Source organism: Streptomyces sp. NPDC107500, assembly GCF_055582785.1.
Genome location: NZ_JBVJPF010000006.1, coordinates 510192 through 525602, shown reverse-complemented (window position 1 = coordinate 525602; position 15411 = coordinate 510192). Strand labels below are relative to the sequence as shown.

The following is a 15411-nucleotide window of genomic DNA, read 5'->3' as shown; positions in this document are numbered from 1 at the left end:
CGCAACCGAACGAGAGGTTCCCGATGCACGACCCCCGCCCCCGCGCCCACGACGCCCTGCCGGCATCCCTGCCCATGGGCACCGCCGACGTCGCCTACCACTTGGCCATGGGCGGCAGACCGCTGCCGGCCGGCTTCCTGTTCGGTTTCTCCGGCCGGGCGCCCACCCTGGACTCGGTCCGCGCCCGGGTCGCCGAACGGGCCGCCCGCATCCCGGCGCTGCGCTACCGCATCGCGCGGCAGAGCCGCACCTTCTCCCGGGTCGACGGAATCGACGTAGAGCGGCACGTGCACGAGGCCTGGCTGCCCGGGGACGACGACGGCGCGGGCGCCGGACGGCTGATGCTGTCCCGGCCCATGTGCGGCGACGGCCGTCCGCCCTGGGACGTGTGGCTGGTGCACGGCCCCAACGGCGGACACAGCCTGTGCTACCGCACCGACCACACCTTCCAGGACGGCGTGGGCGCCGCGCACACCGCCCGGGCCCTGCTCGACGACCACCCCGCGGGCGGGCCGCCGGCCTATCGCCCCCGCACACCGGCGCCAGCCGGACTCGCCGGGGCCCTCGGCGACATGGCGGCCTCCTTCCGCGCCAGCGACAAGCCGGCCTTCGACGTACCGGTGAGCGGCCGGACCACCCTGTGCCAGGCCGTCGTCCCGGTCGCCCGGCTGCGGGCCGTCGGCCGCGCGCACGGCGCCACGGTGAACGACGTCTTCCTCGCCGCGCTCGCCCACGCGATCGGCACCTGGCACCGGAAGGGCACGGGCGCCGCCCACCCGCCGCTGCCGGTCGCCCTCCCGATGTCGGTGCGGCCCCGGGGCGAGGAGTGCGCGCCGGGCAACCGGCTCGTCGTCGCCCGCGTCCTGCTGCCCTGCGACGCGCCGTCCCCGCTCCACGCCCTGACCCGGGTGGTCGCCCGCACCGACACCCTGCGCACGGGCCGGCAGCGCGACGCCCTGCGGCTGTTGCTGACGGCGGGCCCGCGAGGCATCGGCGCCCGGGTCGGCACCCGGATGGTCAACGGCCGTTCCGTCGCCGGTCCGGTGAGCAGCGTCGACTTCGGCAGCGCCCTCGTCCACCAGGGCAACACCGCCCGCCGCGCCGTCGTCTACTCCGGACTCGGCGCCGGCATCCGCTGCCTCACCACCCTGACGCTCCAGCACGACACCGCCTGCCTCGCGGTGATCCACGACGAGGCCCTGACGAGTGCCGACGCGCTCCCGGACCTGTGGCTCGCGGCGCTGCTGGAACTGGAACGGCCGTAGCGGTACGCGGCACGGCGAGGGCCCCGGGCGGCGTGTGCCCGGGGCCCTCGCCGTGCGCCCGGCGGTCAGCGTTCGCGCAGCGTCCCCGTCGTCAGGAACACGCACTTGGCCGCGGCCTCGGTGAGCAGCGGCAGGTAGGGCGCCAGCCGCTGCACCACGTAGGGCAGCGTGAACAGGTCGGCGACCTCCGCGTCCCAGCCCTGCCGCGCCCACCAGCCCCGCGGATCGGCGAGCTGCCAGTGCCAGGAGATCCCGGTCGCCGACAGGGCGTCCAGGAACGGCGCCACGAAGGACGACGAGGCGGCGTCGGCGTTCACGCACTCGGCGCCGAAGACGCTGCCGGGCGCGGACAGCTCCGTCATCGTGCGCACGAGGGACTCCACCGTGCGCGGCGGCAGGTGGTACAGGTACGTCTCGGACAGCCACGCGGTGGGCCGCCGAGGATCCAGCCCCGCGGCGAGCAGATCCCCGCCCCACGACGTTCCGGCCGGGTCGGCGCCCACGGTGCTGCGGCGCCCGCAGGACGGCGCCGCCCAGTCCAGCACGTGCTCCTTGAAGGCCAGCAGCGCCGGATCCTCGACCTCGAAGACATGTGTCCCCGTGGGCCAGTCGAGGCGGAACGCGCGGGTGTCCAGGCCGGCGCCGAGCAGCACCACCTGGCGGCAGCCTGCCCGGGCCGCGCCCACCAGGAACTCGTCGTAGAAGCGGGTGCGCACCACGGCCCAGTCGGGCAGCAGCCGTTGCAGCGGGCCGTCGCCCGGAGGGCCGCCGGTGAGGCCGGCCGCGCCGACGAAGTCGGCGGCCCACGGGTCGCGGACGTACGGCGCGGACCGCGCGAACTCCCGGGCGTGGGCCGACGCCGTCCAGAGGGCGACCCGCGAGAGCCCGTCCGGCAGGGCGGTGCCCGGTGCGGGCGGGGGCTGGGACCGTGCGGGGTCCGGCATGGGAATCCTCCGTGTCGTTGGGTTCGGGTGGGGCGGACGGGCGGTGGTCAGGAGGACCGGCGGCGGCTGAGCAGCACGGCGAGCGCGCCGAGGGCCAGCAGTCCGCCGGAGGGGCGGGACGGCCGCTGGCCCCCCATCGCGGCGGGGGTGCGCGGCTCGTGGACGTTGAGCGCGAACTGGCGGTTGGCGATGTCGGACAGCACTCCGCGGGCCTGGTCGGGGCTGGTGACCGCGGCCAGCAGCAGTTCCATGGAGTTGCGGGCGAACTGGTTGCGGCCGAGGAACTCCCGGCCCAGTGCGAAGAGGATCTTCGGCACCTCGCCCTGGAACACCTCCGGCAGCGTGATCTCCGGAGCCAGACAGCGCACCGAGCCGTCCAGATTCGCGAAGGACTTGCCCAGCAGCGACACGGACGGCGGTGACCCGATGCCCCGCTTGGTCGCCTTCGCCAGCACGGTGGTGAGCGAGACGCCGAAGTTCATGTCCTCCAGCGCCAGATGGGAGACCTTGGGCACGAAGGCCGCCATGTCGGCGGCGAACGCCGGCATGTTGGCCCACGGGGTGATCCGGCCCATCTCCGCCCAGTGCTGGGCCAGGCCCGCGCCGTCGTTCTGCGCCAACGTCATGAACAGCGGCAGCAGTTGCAGGCTGGTGCGCCGGTCCAGGCGGCCCACCATGCCCCAGTCGATCAGCGTCGCGGGCCCGCCGGGGGCGGCGAAGACGTTGCCCGCGTGCGGGTCGGCGTGGAAGAAGCGGTGCACGAAGTACCCGTGGTACATGAAGCGCAGCAGATCCTTGCCGATCTCGACGCGTTCGTCGTCGGTGAAGTGGGCGCGGTCGATGTGCCGTACCGACGTGCCGCCGGCCAGCGACTGGACCAGGACCCGGGGGCTGGAGTACAGGACCCGGGGCACCTCCAGCGAGCGGAAGGGCCGGACGTGCTCGCGGGCCTCGTCCATGTTGCGGGCCTCGCCGTTGAAGTCCAGCTCGGGCTCCATGGCGTCGAAGACCGAGCCGAGCATCGCCTCGATGTCGATGACCTCGTTGAACCGGGGCGCCACCCGGGCCACGATCTTCGACGCCCGGCGCATCAGGGCCATGTCCGCCAGCACGCCGTCCCGGATGCCGGGCCGCTGGATCTTCACCACGGCCGGGCGCCCGCCGGGCAGGGTCACCCGGTACACCTGGGCGAGGGACGCGGCCCCGAGCGGGGCGACCGTCTCGACGTCGTCGAAGCGCAGCTTCCAGTCCGGCCCGAGGTCGTGCGCCAGGACCGGCTCGAACACCGAGAACGGCTGGATGTCCACCTGGTCGTGCAGGTTCTGCAGCTCCTCGCGGATGGCCTGCGGCACCATGTCCGGGCGGGTGGACAGGATCTGACCGAGCTTCACGTAGAACGGCCCCAGGCTCTCCAGTGCCTGCCGCACCGCCTTGGCACGGCGCAGCTCGGACCCGGCGGAGGCGTCGGCGCCCTCCGCCGGGGACCGCAGGTCCTGTCGGGTGCGCCTCCGCAGCCGTGTCGCCTGTCCGACCTCGTCGGCAACGAGGCTGCCCAGGACCTTGACCACGAGACGCAGCCGGTCGCCGACGACAGACGCCATCGTGTGTCCTCCTTGAAGGTGGGACGGTGGGACGACGGGAGGGTGGTGCGACGGTCAGGCGGTCGTCGAGGGCTTTCCGCCCTGCGAGCCGCCGCCGCCACCCTGCTGGCCGGTGAGGCCCTGGAGGGCGCCGAGACCCTGCTGTGCCGCCTGGCCCGGCAGGTTGGTGAGGTTCTGCAGGCCCTGGAGGGTCTCGATGAGCTTGGGCAGCACCTGGAGCAGCTGGGTGAGCTGGCTCGGCAGCGACATCAGGTCGCCGACCCCGCCCGCCGCGTGCCCGAGTCCGCCGGCGAGCTGACCGAGCCCGCCGAGGGCGCCGGCCGCGCCGCCGAACGCGGCCAGCGGGTTCGCCGCACCGCCCAGCGCCGCCAGCGGGTTGCCCGCGCCGCTCAGCGCGGCGAGCGGGTTGGCCGCCCCGGCGACGGCCGCGAGCGGGTTGCCCGCGCCCGCGGCGCCGGTGAGGGCGGCCAGCGGGTTCTGCGCCGCGTTCGCGATGTTGCCCAGCCGGCTCGCGGCGTCCCCACCCAGCCCGGCGAGGGGGTTGCCCGCGCCGGCCAGGCCGCCGACACCGCCGGCGAGGGCCGCCAGCGGGTTCGCCGCGCCGGCCAGCGCGGTCGCCGGGTTGACGGCGCCGGCCAGGGCGCCGAGGGCGTTCGCGGGCAGCCCGGCCAGCGTGTCGACGGGGTTGCCGGAGCGGCACGAGCCGGACTTCTCCGAGCGGTTGAGAATGTCGTCGAACGCCTCCTTACTGCTGTCGGCCATATTGCCGACGAGGTCCTTGAAAATGTCCTGGATGTTCTTGTTGTTGGACATGGGTGGTCTCTCTTTCCGTTTCTCTTCGACGGGGGAGATGAAGCTTGGTGGCTTACTGGATGCAGCCTTCCAGGGCCTTTGCGCACACGTTCTTGAGCCGTGCGCGGCCCCGGGTGAAGGCGGCCTCGGCCGCCTTGACGGAGATGTTGTGCATGCGGGCGAATTCCGCTGTGGAAATTCCCTTTGAGCGGGCGAGTATGACTTCCTGCTCGCGCCCCCGCAGGTGTTGCACCTGGGCCAGGAGCCATGTGCCGAAGTCCCTGTCGCAGACGTCCTCCTCGGTCGTGCCGGAGGCGTCCAGGAGGACCGCGCGCTGGAGAAGTCTGCTGCGACGGTCCATGTCACGGTAGAAGTCGATGCAGAGGCGAAGCGCCACGGACGTCAGAAAGGCACCGAGTCGATTCCTGTCCAACGCGGCGTGGGCGGCTGCGCGGGCCATGGTTTCCTGAACGCAGTCCTCGGCGTCCTGAAAACTTGGCAGTCTTCGCCGAACCAACCGCATGAGGCGGTCCTGATGCTGGAAGATGTCTTCCCAGGAGCATTCAGCGGGCGATTGGCAGGTGGAATGTCGCGCCATTGTGGATTGCAGCCCGTTGTCTCTCGGATTGAGCAGGGGGAATCGCGGCCGAGTTTCTATTTCTCGGCCATGTGCTTTTACTACCCGAGGCCCTGGAGCGGCAAACCGGAATGTGTACCTCCGCCGATCGGAAGGAATGATTCTTCGCGCTCATTTCCGCGGCGCCGGACGCCGTGCCCAGTCCCGGTTCCAGTTGACCCACATGTCCCGCACGGTCTGGTGGACCTGGGAGCCGCCGGCCCGCAGCTCGGTGGTGTACGCCTGGACGGCCTCCTTGCCCACCATGCGCGCGCCGCCGGTGAAGTAGGAACCGCGGACGTGCCGCGGCGAGCGGAACTTGCCCCACAGCAGGATCTTCATCAGCGGCCACAGGGTGAACACGCCCGCGGGGCAGCGGTCTTCGGGGTCGAGGGTGCCCCACACGGCCGGGCACAGTTCGCTCTCCCGCAGCAGTTCGTAGATGCGGGCGACGGTCCGCTCCTTGGTCGAGTCGCCCGCGCGGTAGGCGAGCACCGCGTCCCTCGCCTGGTCGAAGAGCCGCTCCACCCACGGGTTGTCGACCCCTTGCAGGCCCCGGTAGGGCGGCAGTTCCAGGGCGTCGAAGCAGGCGGTGTCCCCGGTCTTCTCGAAGGTCACGGCGGCCTGGTTCTGCGCGTTCGTCCCGTACAGCGTGGTGATCGTCCACACCCGGTTCCACGCGTTCCACAGCTCGAAGTCGTCGAACGAGATGTAGCTGCACGACACCAGGTCGTCGTAGAACCGGAACATGCGCTTGGTCCAGTGGTCCAGGTACGCGAACCGGGCGGTGTCGAAGTCGTCCTGGCGCACGGCCTCGATGAGGCGGTGGCCGAGCGCGTTGAGTGCCATCACCGTGACCGCGAGGCCACTGGAGAAGAGCGGGTCGATGAAGTCGCTGGCGTGCGGCAGCAGGCACCAGCGGTCGCCGACCACCTTCTGCGAGGCGAACTGGGTGCGGTCGGTGGACACGTAGGGCCGCACCGCGCGCGCCCGGTCGAACTGCCGGGCCACACTGGGGAACCGGCGCACGTGCTGCCAGAACTCCTCCTCGGCCGGGACGTCGTCGGGTCGGGGATGGTGGTCGAGATCGAGGTTGAGGCCGACGCTGCACAGCTCGCTGGTGCTGGTCGAGTGGTTGTCGAACGGGATGACCCAGAGCCACCCGCCCTCGAACATGTGGTGGAGCGTGCCCTGGCTGAACGGGCTGGGCATGCCGTGCTCCCGGCGCGGCGGGGCCACCGCGTCGAAGGGGCGCACGTCCACCATGTGCGTGAAGATCGTGCGCGAGCGGGTGCGGTACGGCGGTTCCTGCCGCAGCCCCAGCCGCTCGGGCAGCACGGCGCGCATCCCGCCGGCGTCCACCACGTACGACGCCCGGAAGCTCCCCCGGTCCCGGGTGACCAGGGTGGCACCGTCCTCCTCGAACTTCACGTCGTCGACGAGGGTGTGGGTGTACGCGGTGACGCCGTAGGACACCGCGACGTGGAACATGTAGGCGTCCACGTCCTGCCGGAAGTAGTGCGAGTCCGGGCCGAGCGGTGGACCCCAGGTGGGGTACTGGGTGCACTCGTCGGGCCGGGTCGGCTCGCCCTCCCGGTGGTAGACGAAGCTGAAGTTCCGCTTGACCCCGCAGCTGGACGACACGTGGCGGCGCAGCGCCCCGTTGGTCGCCAGGTGCTCGATCTCCGGGACACCGTAGCGGCGGGCCAGCACCCGCAGGCCGAACGTGGTCTCGGGGACGGTGGACTCTCCGATGGCGAAGCGGGGGTGGCCGCTGCCCTCCAGCAGCAGCACGCGCACGCCGTTGCGGGCGAGCACGGCCCCCAGCATCGTCCCGCCGATGCCGCCACCCACGATGGCGACGTCGAAAACACGCTGGTCCTCTTGCATGTCTGCGGTTCCTTTCGCGACGGGTAGAGCGAGTTGCCCGCTCCGCGCCTCACCGGTGGGTGGCCGGGGATGCGGGCAGCACCCGGCGCAGCCCGCAGGCCGCGACCCGGGCGGAGAAGGAGACGGCGAACCAGGGGGTGGGCGCCAGCTCGGACAGCCGCCGCCGGTCTCCCGGCACGTGGCGCTCGCCGCGCCCGGTGACGTCCAGCCACGCACCGAAGTGCAGCAGCCGCGCCTCCGGGCCGGCCCCCCGCGCCGGGAACGGCCGCATGTGCTCACGCACCGCGCGGGTCAGAGCCCCGCGCCGGGCCGCCCCCACCTGGTGGCCGGCCAGGAAGCGGTCGAGCAACTCGGCCGACCGGCCCGGGAATCCGCCGCGTCCGAGTGCCGAGCGTCCCACCAGCCCGGCGTCGTGGAACGCCGCGGCGGCCAGCAGCCCGACCCGGTCGTAGGCGGTTCCGTCGACCCGCGCGCGGGCGTCGGCCAGCAGGAACGTCCGCAGCGAGTGCAGGGCGACCCGCGGCGGCAGCCGGCGCATCCGGGTGAGCGCGGCGCCCACGAGGGGGTGTCCGAGCAGTTCCGCCAGGGCGGGCCGCCCCAGCAGGGGCTGCCACTCGCCGGGCAGCGCCTGAGGCGGTAGGTCGAGCCAACTCACCCCCTCGTCACCGGACTCGGGTCCCTCGGTCCCTGCGGCCATGTTCGTCTCCCCCTCACTGCGTGCCGTACCGGCGGTTTCCGTCTCATCTGTGCTTACGCTCGGGCGCCGCCGCACCCCCCAGGCGCAACGCCCGCCCACCGCCCGCGCGTTGGCGTACGAGCGACGGCGCACGGCGCGGAATGCGCGCTCCGGTGGTGCGTTGCGGCCGCTCCTTCGGCGGATTTCCCGAGAAACCGGAGCGGGCATCATCAATCGCGTGATCACCGTGTTGAACGTGCATGAACGCCCCCTGCCCGGCACACCGGACCGGATCGGCGCGCTGATCGACTCGCTGGGCAGCGAGCACGACCGCCTCTGGCCGCCGGACTGGCCACCGCTGCGGTTCGAGCGGCCGCTGGCCGTCGGTGTGTCCGGCGGCCACGGACCGGTGCGGTATGTGGTGAGCCACTATGTGCCGGGCCGCTGGATCCGCTGCCGTTTCACCGGCCCCCCGGGCTTCGACGGCTTCCACGAATTCAGCCTCGAAGGTCTCGAGGACGGGCGGACGGTGCTGCGCAACACCCTCGTCGTCCGCCCGCGCGGCGTCCGCTGGCTGGCCTGGGCGCTGGTCGTCCGGCCGCTGCACGACGCGGCGTTCGAGCGCGGCATGGACTGCGCCGAGCGAGCGCTGACCGGGCGGGTGGCGCGTCCCGTCGAGTGCGGCTGGTACGTGCGGCTGCTGCGCAGCGCCGCCTTCCGACGGGCCGGGTGAGGCATTCGAAAGAACGGACCCTAATGACTCCATGGAGGGAATTCTTTCCCTCGGACGAGGGATCGTTGCGCAATTCGATGGACGCGAGACTGAGAAGTCGCAGCGTGCCCATCGGCGATCCCGGCGGGCCGTCCCAATGACAGGGAGAGCGTCGTGAGTTTCCCCCATCCCCACATCCCGGGGATCAATTCCGAGGACGTCACCACGGACCTCACCGAATCCCCGCACCGGCTGACCGGCCTCGGACAGGCCGGCACCGCCCAGCTCATCGCGACCGTCGACGTACAGGCCGGCGAGGACGACTGGAACGTCCCGGCCGGTGAGGAGCATCCGCGTCCCGTGGTACTGGTGCACGGCACCTTCGGCAACCGCGGCTACACCTGGACCTCCGCCGCACCCTTGCTGCGGCAGCACGGCCACCGGGTCTTCCGGCTCGACTACGGCCAGCACGGCAACCCCGTGATCTTCGGACTCGGCGACATCAAGCACTCGGCCCGGCAGCTCGCCGACTTCGTCGACGAGGTGCTGCGGCGCACCGGCGCCCAGCAGGTCGACCTCGTCGGCTTCTCACAGGGCGGCATGATGCCGCGGTACTACCTCAACGCGCTGGGCGGCGGGCCCAAGGTGCACAACTTCGTCGGCATCGCGCCCAGCAACCACGGAGTCACCGCGCAGGGGCTGCTTAACCTGGCCCGCCAGATCCCCGGAGCGGTGGAACTCCTCGAACAGGGCGCCGTCGGGGAGGTCGTGCCGGCCTGGCCGCAGCTCCAGCACGACCACCCCTTCCAGCGCGAGCTGGCCGGACTCGGCGAGACCACGGAGGGCGTCCGGCACACGGTCATCGCCACCCGGTACGACGACGTGGTCACCCCGTACACCTCGTGCGCCCTGGAGGAGACCGAGGGGCGCTACGTCAAGAACATCGTGCTCCAGGACATCGACCCGGACGACCGCACACCCCACGCGAGCATGCCCTACAACCCGACCGTGCTGAAGGAAGTGCTCGCGGCGCTCGCCTCCTGAGAGCGGCTGCCGTCCAGCAGGACGCGGGCCACCAGCGCCGGGTCGTCGCTCATCGGCACGTGACCGCAGCCGCGCAGCCGCACCAGGCGGGCCCGCGGGACGGCGTGCTTGGCGCGGACGCCCTGCCGGGGGAGCAGCAGCCGGTCCCGGTCGCCCCAGGCCACGGTCACGGGGATGCCGGGCACGTCGTCGGTGAACAGCACGCTCCGTCCGGCCCGCAGGGTCTCGGCGAACCCCTCGGCGTGCGCGAGCGCGAGCGTCTCGGCGACCACGGCCTCGGGGGAGCGGCGGGCGGGGCGAGCGTAGATCGTACTGGTCAGCGCGGTGCGTCCGACGGCCGTGCGGGACAGCCGCTCGACCAGCGGGAGGGGCAGGCTCCGGGCGGTCCGGCGCATCCCCATGAGCACGCCGAAGGCGTAGCGCCGCTCGGCCTGCGTCCAGAAGCCCGCCGGGGACAGGGCCGTCACCGACCGCACCAGGTTCTGGCGGCCCAGCTCCAGGGCGAGCAGGCCGCCCAGCGAGTTGCCCGCCACGTGCGGCCGGTCGATGCCCAGCGTCGCGCAGAAGGCGCCGAGCACCGCGTTCGTGGTCGGCAGGTCGTGCGGCAGTCCCTGCGGCAGCGCGGACGACTGCCCGAACCCGGGCAGGTCCACGGCTATCACCTCGCGTTCGGTGGCGAGGATGTCGACCACCGGGTCCCAGGCCTGCCGGTGGTGGCCGATGCCGTGCAGCAGGAGCAGCGGCTCGCCGGTGCCCACGCGCGCGTAGGCGACGGTGATGTCCTGCGGACCGTGCGGGGTGGGGGCCGTGAAGGAGAGCGTTGCGGACATGGGGCTCCTTGTCGGGACACGCGGACGACGGTGCGTTTGACGGTGCGTTGCGTAGACAGCCTGTCAGTAAGAGCTACCGACGGGTAGCCCCCGGCGGGTCCGTCTGGACACGACCGGACACGTCCGCTGGTATGGAGCGGTGACCGCCGAAACCGTGACCGACGTCTTCGAAGCACACCGGCCCGTCCTCCTGGGGGTCGCCTACCGCATGCTGGGCCGCCTGGCGGACGCGGAGGACGTCGTCCAGGAGGCGTGGCTGCGCTGGTCCGGCGCCGACCGCTCCACCGTCCGCGAGCCCCGCGGCTACCTGGTGCGGGTCACCACCCGCCTCGCCATCGACCGGCTGCGGCAGATCAAGTCGCGCGGCGAGACGTACGTCGGCCCGTGGCTGCCCGAGCCCTACGTCACCGACTTCGGGGACGCCGTGCCCGACACCGCCGAGCGGGCCGTCCTCGCCGACTCCGTGTCCCTCGCCGTCCTCGTCGTCCTGGAGTCCCTGTCACCGCTGGAGCGGGCGGTGTTCGTGCTCAGGGAGGCGTTCGGCTACCCGTTCGCGGAGATCGCCGCCATGCTGGAGCGCGGGGAGCCCGCGGTGCGCCAGCTCGCGGGCCGCGCCCGCAAGCACGTCGACGAGCGGCGCCCGCGCTACGACGTGGACCCCGCGCAGCGCCGCGACCTGACCGAGCGCTTCCTCGCCGCCGCGGCCGACGGTGACCTGGCCGGGCTGATGGAGCTGCTCGCGCCGGACGTCCGGCTGGTGGGCGACAGCGGCGGCAAGTCCAAGGCGCCCCTGCGCGTGCTGGAGAGCTCCGACAAGGTGGCCCGCTTCCTTCAGGGCGCGGCCCGCAAGGGCGTCCCGGACTTCTCCTACCGCTTCCTGGAGATCAACGGCGGACCGGCCCTGCTGGCCCTGTCGGGCGGCAAGCCCGACTCCGTCTTCCAGATCGAGGTGGCCGACGGGCGCATCCAGTCGGTCTACATCATCCGCAATCCCGACAAACTGCTCTCCCTGGCCGACCTCGCCTAGCCGGATTGGTCTTGACCAAGGGGGTAGGGCGTCCTATGGTCGCAGAGAACTGCAACAACCTTTAATAAACAAGGGCGTCAAAACGCCGCCGGACCACGGCGATTGCGGAGGACAGGGTGGGGACCACGCAGTTGGAATCGGTGCCGGAACCGAAGTACTGGCACCTCAGGACCGTACTCAGCGAGGCCCTGGACTCGGAGTTCACGGTGGGCGAGGTCCTGCCCAACGAACGCGAGCTCGCCGCCCGCTTCGGCGTCGCCCGCGCGACCCTCCGCCAGGCCCTGGAGCAGCTCGAACTGGAAGGCCGCCTCCAGCGCCGCCGGGGCGTCGGCACCACCGTCGCCCCGCCACGCGTCGGCGTCGCCGTCGGCACCGGACAGCACGCCTGGCCCGGCACGGCCGACGACGCCTGGGAGCCCGTCGACTGCGCGCCGACGGCCCCGCCCGCGGCCGTCGCCGACGCCCTCGGGACCGGCCGCGAGGAGCCCGTCCACACCGTCCGCCGCTCCCGGGTGACCCACGGCCAGCCCGTCGCGGCTGAGCTGCTCTACGTCCCGTCGGCCTCGGTCCCCGAGCTCACCGCCATCGAGTCGCCCTCCGGCGCCGCCCGCGCGCGTGCCGTACTGCGCGAACTCCAGCGCGGCGACCTGGAGCGCCGGGAGAGCGCCGTCGAGCTGGGCTCGGCCGGCGCCGACGACGCGAAGGAACTGGACCGCCTCCCGGGCGCGCCCGTCCTCGTGGTCACCACCCGCTACCTCGCCGGTGGCCGCACCGCGGCCCTCTCCGTCGCCACCTACCGCGCGGACACCTGCCGGCTGACGTTCGGGGACTCCGGCGACGTGGAGATCCACCACGGCCCGCAGACCCGCGCCTCCTGACCGGCCCCGCCCGCACCCGCCTCCCGGCGGGTCAGCGGCGTGCCGTCGCGCCCTCCACCGCGAACAGCTGCTCCTCCACGTGGTCGAGGGCCAGCCGCAGCGCGCCCGTCGCCACCGCGGCCTCACCGAGCAGCGACAGCGCCACCCGGGGCGGGCGCAGGCAGAAGCGGGCCAGCTCCCGCCGCAGCGGCTCCAGTACGCCGTCCAGTCCCGCCGCCCAGCCGCCGACGACGACCAGTTCCGGGTCCAGGGCCAGCACCAGCGCCGTCACGTCGTGCACCAGCCGCTGGGTGAAACGCTCCACCGCCGCGCGGGCCCGCTGATCGCCCTCCCGGGCCTCGGCGAAGACCTTGGCGACCGCCTGCTCGTCCAGCGGATGCAGCGGCTCGTCGGTCGTCGACAGCAGGGTCTCGGGCGTCACGTCCCGGCCCATCAGGTGCAGCGCGCCGATCTCACCGGCCGCGCCGCCGTACCCCCGGTGCAGCCGCCCGCCGATCAGCGCCCCGGCCCCGGGGCTCAGCCCGGCCAGCACGAACACGATGTCGTCGGACTCCGTCGCGGCGCCCTTCCAGTGCTCGGCGACCGCCGCCGCGTTCGCGTCGTTCTCGACCAGCACCGGGCACTTGAAGGAGCGGCTCAGCCGCTCGCCCAGACTCAGCCCCGTCCACCCCGGCAGCGCGGTCCCCAGCCGCACCGTGCCGTCCGCCTCGACGATCCCCGGCGTGGCCGCGCCCACGGCCCGCAGTGAGCCGCGCGCCACCCCGGCGCGGCGCAGCAGTTCGGCGACGGCCGTACGCAGCCGCTCCAGCCGCTCGTCGGCGGAGGCACCCTCGTCCACGTCCTTGGCCTGGGCGCCGATCACCCGGCCGTCCAGGTCGGCCAGGAGCGCGGCGACGCGGTGCGGCCCGATCTCCAGACCGAGCAGATGCCCCGCCTCCGCCCGGAACCGGAAACGCCTCGCCGGCCGTCCCTGCCGCCGGGCGGTGCCCTCGTCGGCGGCCGCCTCGACCACCAGGCCCGCCTCTATCAGCCCTTCGACCACGCCCTCGACGGTCGGCCGGGACAGGCCCGTCACCCGGGTGATCTCGGTCAGCGTCGCGCAGTCCGTCGCACGCAACGCGTGCAGCACCACCGCGGAGTTGATCCTCCGCAACAGCGACGGATCCCCGCCGGTCAGGCCTCCCAAGGTCCGTCCTCCCAGCTCGTGCGCGTGTGCGCCGGATCGTACTCGGCCCGTCGCGCCCCGGCGAGTGCCGGTCCTCGCCTTCCCGGGCCGTGCGCGTCGCTCACCCGGGTGCCACGAACCCGGACTCGTACGCCGTGATCACCGCCTGCGTGCGGTCGCGTGCCCCCAGCTTCGCCAGCACCGCGCTCACGTGCGACTTCACCGTCTCCGTGCCGACGATCAGCCGGGCGGCGATCTCCGCGTTCGACAGCCCGCGCGACATCAGCCGCAGCACCTCGCCCTCCCGCTCGGTCAGCCGCGCCCGCTCCACCGCGGCACGGGCCGCCCGGTTGCCGCCGCCGTCGTCGCCGTACTCGGTGGCCAGTTGCCGCACCGAGGCGGGGAAGAGCAGCGACTCGCCCTCGGCGATCAGGCGGACCGCGTGCACGATCTCGGCCGGCCGGGCCCGCTTGAGCAGAAACCCGTCCGCACCCGCGCGCAGCGCCTCGTACACGTACTCGTCGTTCTCGAAGGTCGTCACCACGAGGATCTTCGGCGGGTCGGCCACCGTCCGCAGCAGCGCGCGCGTCGCCTCGATGCCGTCGAGCAGCGGCATCCGGACGTCCATGGCGACCACGTCCGGCCGCAGCCGACGCACCAGCGGGACGACCGCCGCCCCGTCCGCCGCCTCACCGACGACCTCGATGTCCGGCTGCGCCTCCAGCACGGCCCGCAGACCCGCGCGTACGAGGGGTTCGTCGTCGACGAGGAGCACTCTGACCGGCATCCGCCCAGCGTAGATCAGCCCGGCGGCAGCTCGACGCGTACCCGCCAATCGCCGGCGTCGGGGCCCGTGTGCGCCAACCCGCCCAGCAGCGCGGCCCGCTCGCGGATGCCGCGCAGCCCGCTGCCGCGGGCGGACGAGGCCCTGGTGTCCGGCAGCGGATTGCGCACCTCCAGGGTGAGCGCGCCCTCGGCCACCGCCACGCGGACCCGGGTCGGTACCGCGCCCGCGTGCCGCAGCACGTTGGTCAGCGACTCCTGGAGGATGCGGTATCCCTCGCGGGAGACCGGCCCCGGCAGCGTCTCCAGCGGGCCGGTGACCTCGGCATCGATCTCGGCCCCCGAGACGCGCGCGGACTCCAGGAGCCGGCCGGCGTCCGCCAGGGTCGGTCGGGAGCCGACCGGCTGCCGCGTCTCCCGGAGAACGCCGAGCACCCGCTCCAGATCCTCCAGCGCGGCCCGGCCGGTCTCCTCGATCGCGGTGAGGGCCCGCTCGGTGAACTCCGGACTGTTCGCCGCGCGGGCCGCCCCCGCCTGCACGACCGCGACCGTCAGCGCGTGGCCGATGGAGTCGTGCAGCTCACGGGCGATGCGATTGCGCTCCAGGAGCTGTTCGGTGCGCTCCTCCAGGGCGGTGAGCCGCTCTGCGGCGGACGGGCCGAGCAGCGCGCGGGCGCCCGCCGTCGCCAGGACACCGAGGGCCACCACCGCGCCGTACAGCGCGAGGAGGGGGAGCGGGATCAGGAGCGCGTATGCCCAGTGCGGCGCGGCGTCCCGCAGCACGGGTATGTCGTCGACCCGGTGCCCGAGGGAGAGCCGGACCAGGACGACGACGAGGATCGGCAGCCAGACGCAGGCGACCGTGGTCGAGGCGCCCAACAGCATCCGCAGTTCCAGCCACACCACCGTGCGAAGCCGGTCGCGCCAGGTCGCCGACGGCGCGACCGAGAAGGCGGAGTCCTCATGGCCGGGCGTGAGCATCAGGCGGGCCTGCACGCCCTCCCCGGTCCGCACCGCCGGGACGAGCCCGACCGGCACCAGCACCGCCGCGGGGACCCACAGCTTGGTGTCGTCGATGAGCGCCCACAGGCTCACCACCAGCATGGGCAGCCACAGATGCAGCAGCCGTGTGTACGTGACCCCCCATACCAGCGGGCGCAGAAAGCGGACCATTGGCTCATCGTGCCA

Annotated in this window: 15 protein-coding genes; 5 read left to right on the top strand and 10 right to left on the bottom strand. The window is 73.1% G+C overall.

All coding sequences use genetic code 11. The features are described 5' to 3' along the window. The first annotated feature begins 23 nt into the window (after nucleotides 1-23). Nucleotides 24-1265 carry a wax ester/triacylglycerol synthase domain-containing protein gene (locus ACZ67M_RS26035; RefSeq protein ID WP_469852966.1) on the top strand — a complete coding sequence of 414 codons (1242 nt, stop codon included), beginning with the start codon at nucleotides 24-26 and terminating at the stop codon, nucleotides 1263-1265. A 65-nt stretch (nucleotides 1266-1330) separates the two neighbouring features. Here the strand turns inward: ACZ67M_RS26035 and ACZ67M_RS26030 are convergent, their stop codons facing one another. The 6 genes from ACZ67M_RS26030 to ACZ67M_RS26005 all read right to left on the bottom strand — a co-directional run bounded on the left by ACZ67M_RS26030 (nucleotide 1331) and on the right by ACZ67M_RS26005 (nucleotide 7805). Beyond that, a complete protein-coding gene (locus ACZ67M_RS26030; protein ID WP_392102825.1) occupies nucleotides 1331-2209 on the bottom strand; it encodes an SAM-dependent methyltransferase in 879 nt (292 codons plus the stop codon). A gap of 47 nt (nucleotides 2210-2256) precedes the next feature. Next, nucleotides 2257-3810: an ABC1 kinase family protein gene (locus tag ACZ67M_RS26025; protein WP_125490889.1), complete on the bottom strand. Its 1554-nt coding sequence runs from the start codon at nucleotides 3808-3810 to the stop codon at nucleotides 2257-2259. Nucleotides 3811-3864: 54 nt separating this feature from the next. Beyond that, nucleotides 3865-4623: a hypothetical protein gene (locus tag ACZ67M_RS26020; RefSeq protein WP_361355700.1), complete on the bottom strand. Its 759-nt coding sequence runs from the start codon at nucleotides 4621-4623 to the stop codon at nucleotides 3865-3867. 52 nt (nucleotides 4624-4675) lie between these two features. Beyond that, nucleotides 4676-5200 (bottom strand): RNA polymerase sigma factor, encoded by a 525-nt coding sequence (locus ACZ67M_RS26015; RefSeq protein WP_260474141.1) that lies wholly within the window; start codon nucleotides 5198-5200, stop codon nucleotides 4676-4678. A gap of 150 nt (nucleotides 5201-5350) precedes the next feature. After that, nucleotides 5351-7108, bottom strand: a complete 1758-nt coding sequence (locus ACZ67M_RS26010; RefSeq protein ID WP_469852965.1) for an NAD(P)/FAD-dependent oxidoreductase — start codon at nucleotides 7106-7108, stop codon at nucleotides 5351-5353. 49 nt (nucleotides 7109-7157) lie between these two features. Beyond that, entirely contained in the window at nucleotides 7158-7805 is a 648-nt protein-coding gene (locus ACZ67M_RS26005) for a hypothetical protein (protein WP_361355705.1), read from the bottom strand. A 235-nt stretch (nucleotides 7806-8040) separates the two neighbouring features. Between ACZ67M_RS26005 and ACZ67M_RS26000 the strand changes: the two genes are divergently transcribed. Next, the gene (locus ACZ67M_RS26000; protein ID WP_361355707.1) at nucleotides 8041-8517 is read left to right on the top strand and encodes an SRPBCC family protein; all 477 of its coding nucleotides are present in this window, start codon (nucleotides 8041-8043) and stop codon (nucleotides 8515-8517) included. A 153-nt stretch (nucleotides 8518-8670) separates the two neighbouring features. Further along, nucleotides 8671-9540 (top strand): esterase/lipase family protein, encoded by an 870-nt coding sequence (locus ACZ67M_RS25995; RefSeq protein ID WP_392018447.1) that lies wholly within the window; start codon nucleotides 8671-8673, stop codon nucleotides 9538-9540. Here the strand turns inward: ACZ67M_RS25995 and ACZ67M_RS25990 are convergent. Beyond that, entirely contained in the window at nucleotides 9492-10370 is an 879-nt protein-coding gene (locus tag ACZ67M_RS25990; protein WP_469852963.1) for an alpha/beta fold hydrolase, read from the bottom strand. The genes ACZ67M_RS25995 and ACZ67M_RS25990 overlap by 49 nt on opposite strands. A 139-nt stretch (nucleotides 10371-10509) precedes the next feature. Here ACZ67M_RS25990 and ACZ67M_RS25985 point away from each other — a divergent pair, with 139 nt between their 5' ends. Both ACZ67M_RS25985 and ACZ67M_RS25980 read left to right on the top strand, forming a co-directional pair. After that, a complete protein-coding gene (locus ACZ67M_RS25985) occupies nucleotides 10510-11397 on the top strand; it encodes an RNA polymerase sigma-70 factor (RefSeq protein ID WP_469852961.1) in 888 nt (295 codons plus the stop codon). A gap of 116 nt (nucleotides 11398-11513) precedes the next feature. Beyond that, nucleotides 11514-12275 (top strand): GntR family transcriptional regulator, encoded by a 762-nt coding sequence (locus ACZ67M_RS25980; RefSeq protein WP_361355715.1) that lies wholly within the window; start codon nucleotides 11514-11516, stop codon nucleotides 12273-12275. Nucleotides 12276-12306: 31 nt separating this feature from the next. On the opposite strand, the gene ACZ67M_RS25975 is transcribed toward ACZ67M_RS25980, so the two are convergent. The 3 genes from ACZ67M_RS25975 to ACZ67M_RS25965 all read right to left on the bottom strand — a co-directional run bounded on the left by ACZ67M_RS25975 (nucleotide 12307) and on the right by ACZ67M_RS25965 (nucleotide 15396). Further along, complete coding sequence (locus ACZ67M_RS25975) at nucleotides 12307-13461, bottom strand: ROK family transcriptional regulator (RefSeq protein ID WP_361355717.1); 1155 nt, start codon at nucleotides 13459-13461, stop codon at nucleotides 12307-12309. Between the two features lie 100 nt (nucleotides 13462-13561). Beyond that, complete coding sequence (locus tag ACZ67M_RS25970; protein ID WP_361355719.1) at nucleotides 13562-14227, bottom strand: response regulator transcription factor; 666 nt, start codon at nucleotides 14225-14227, stop codon at nucleotides 13562-13564. A 14-nt stretch (nucleotides 14228-14241) separates the two neighbouring features. Beyond that, nucleotides 14242-15396 (bottom strand): sensor histidine kinase, encoded by a 1155-nt coding sequence (locus ACZ67M_RS25965; protein ID WP_469852960.1) that lies wholly within the window; start codon nucleotides 15394-15396, stop codon nucleotides 14242-14244. Nucleotides 15397-15411: the final 15 nt, after the last annotated feature.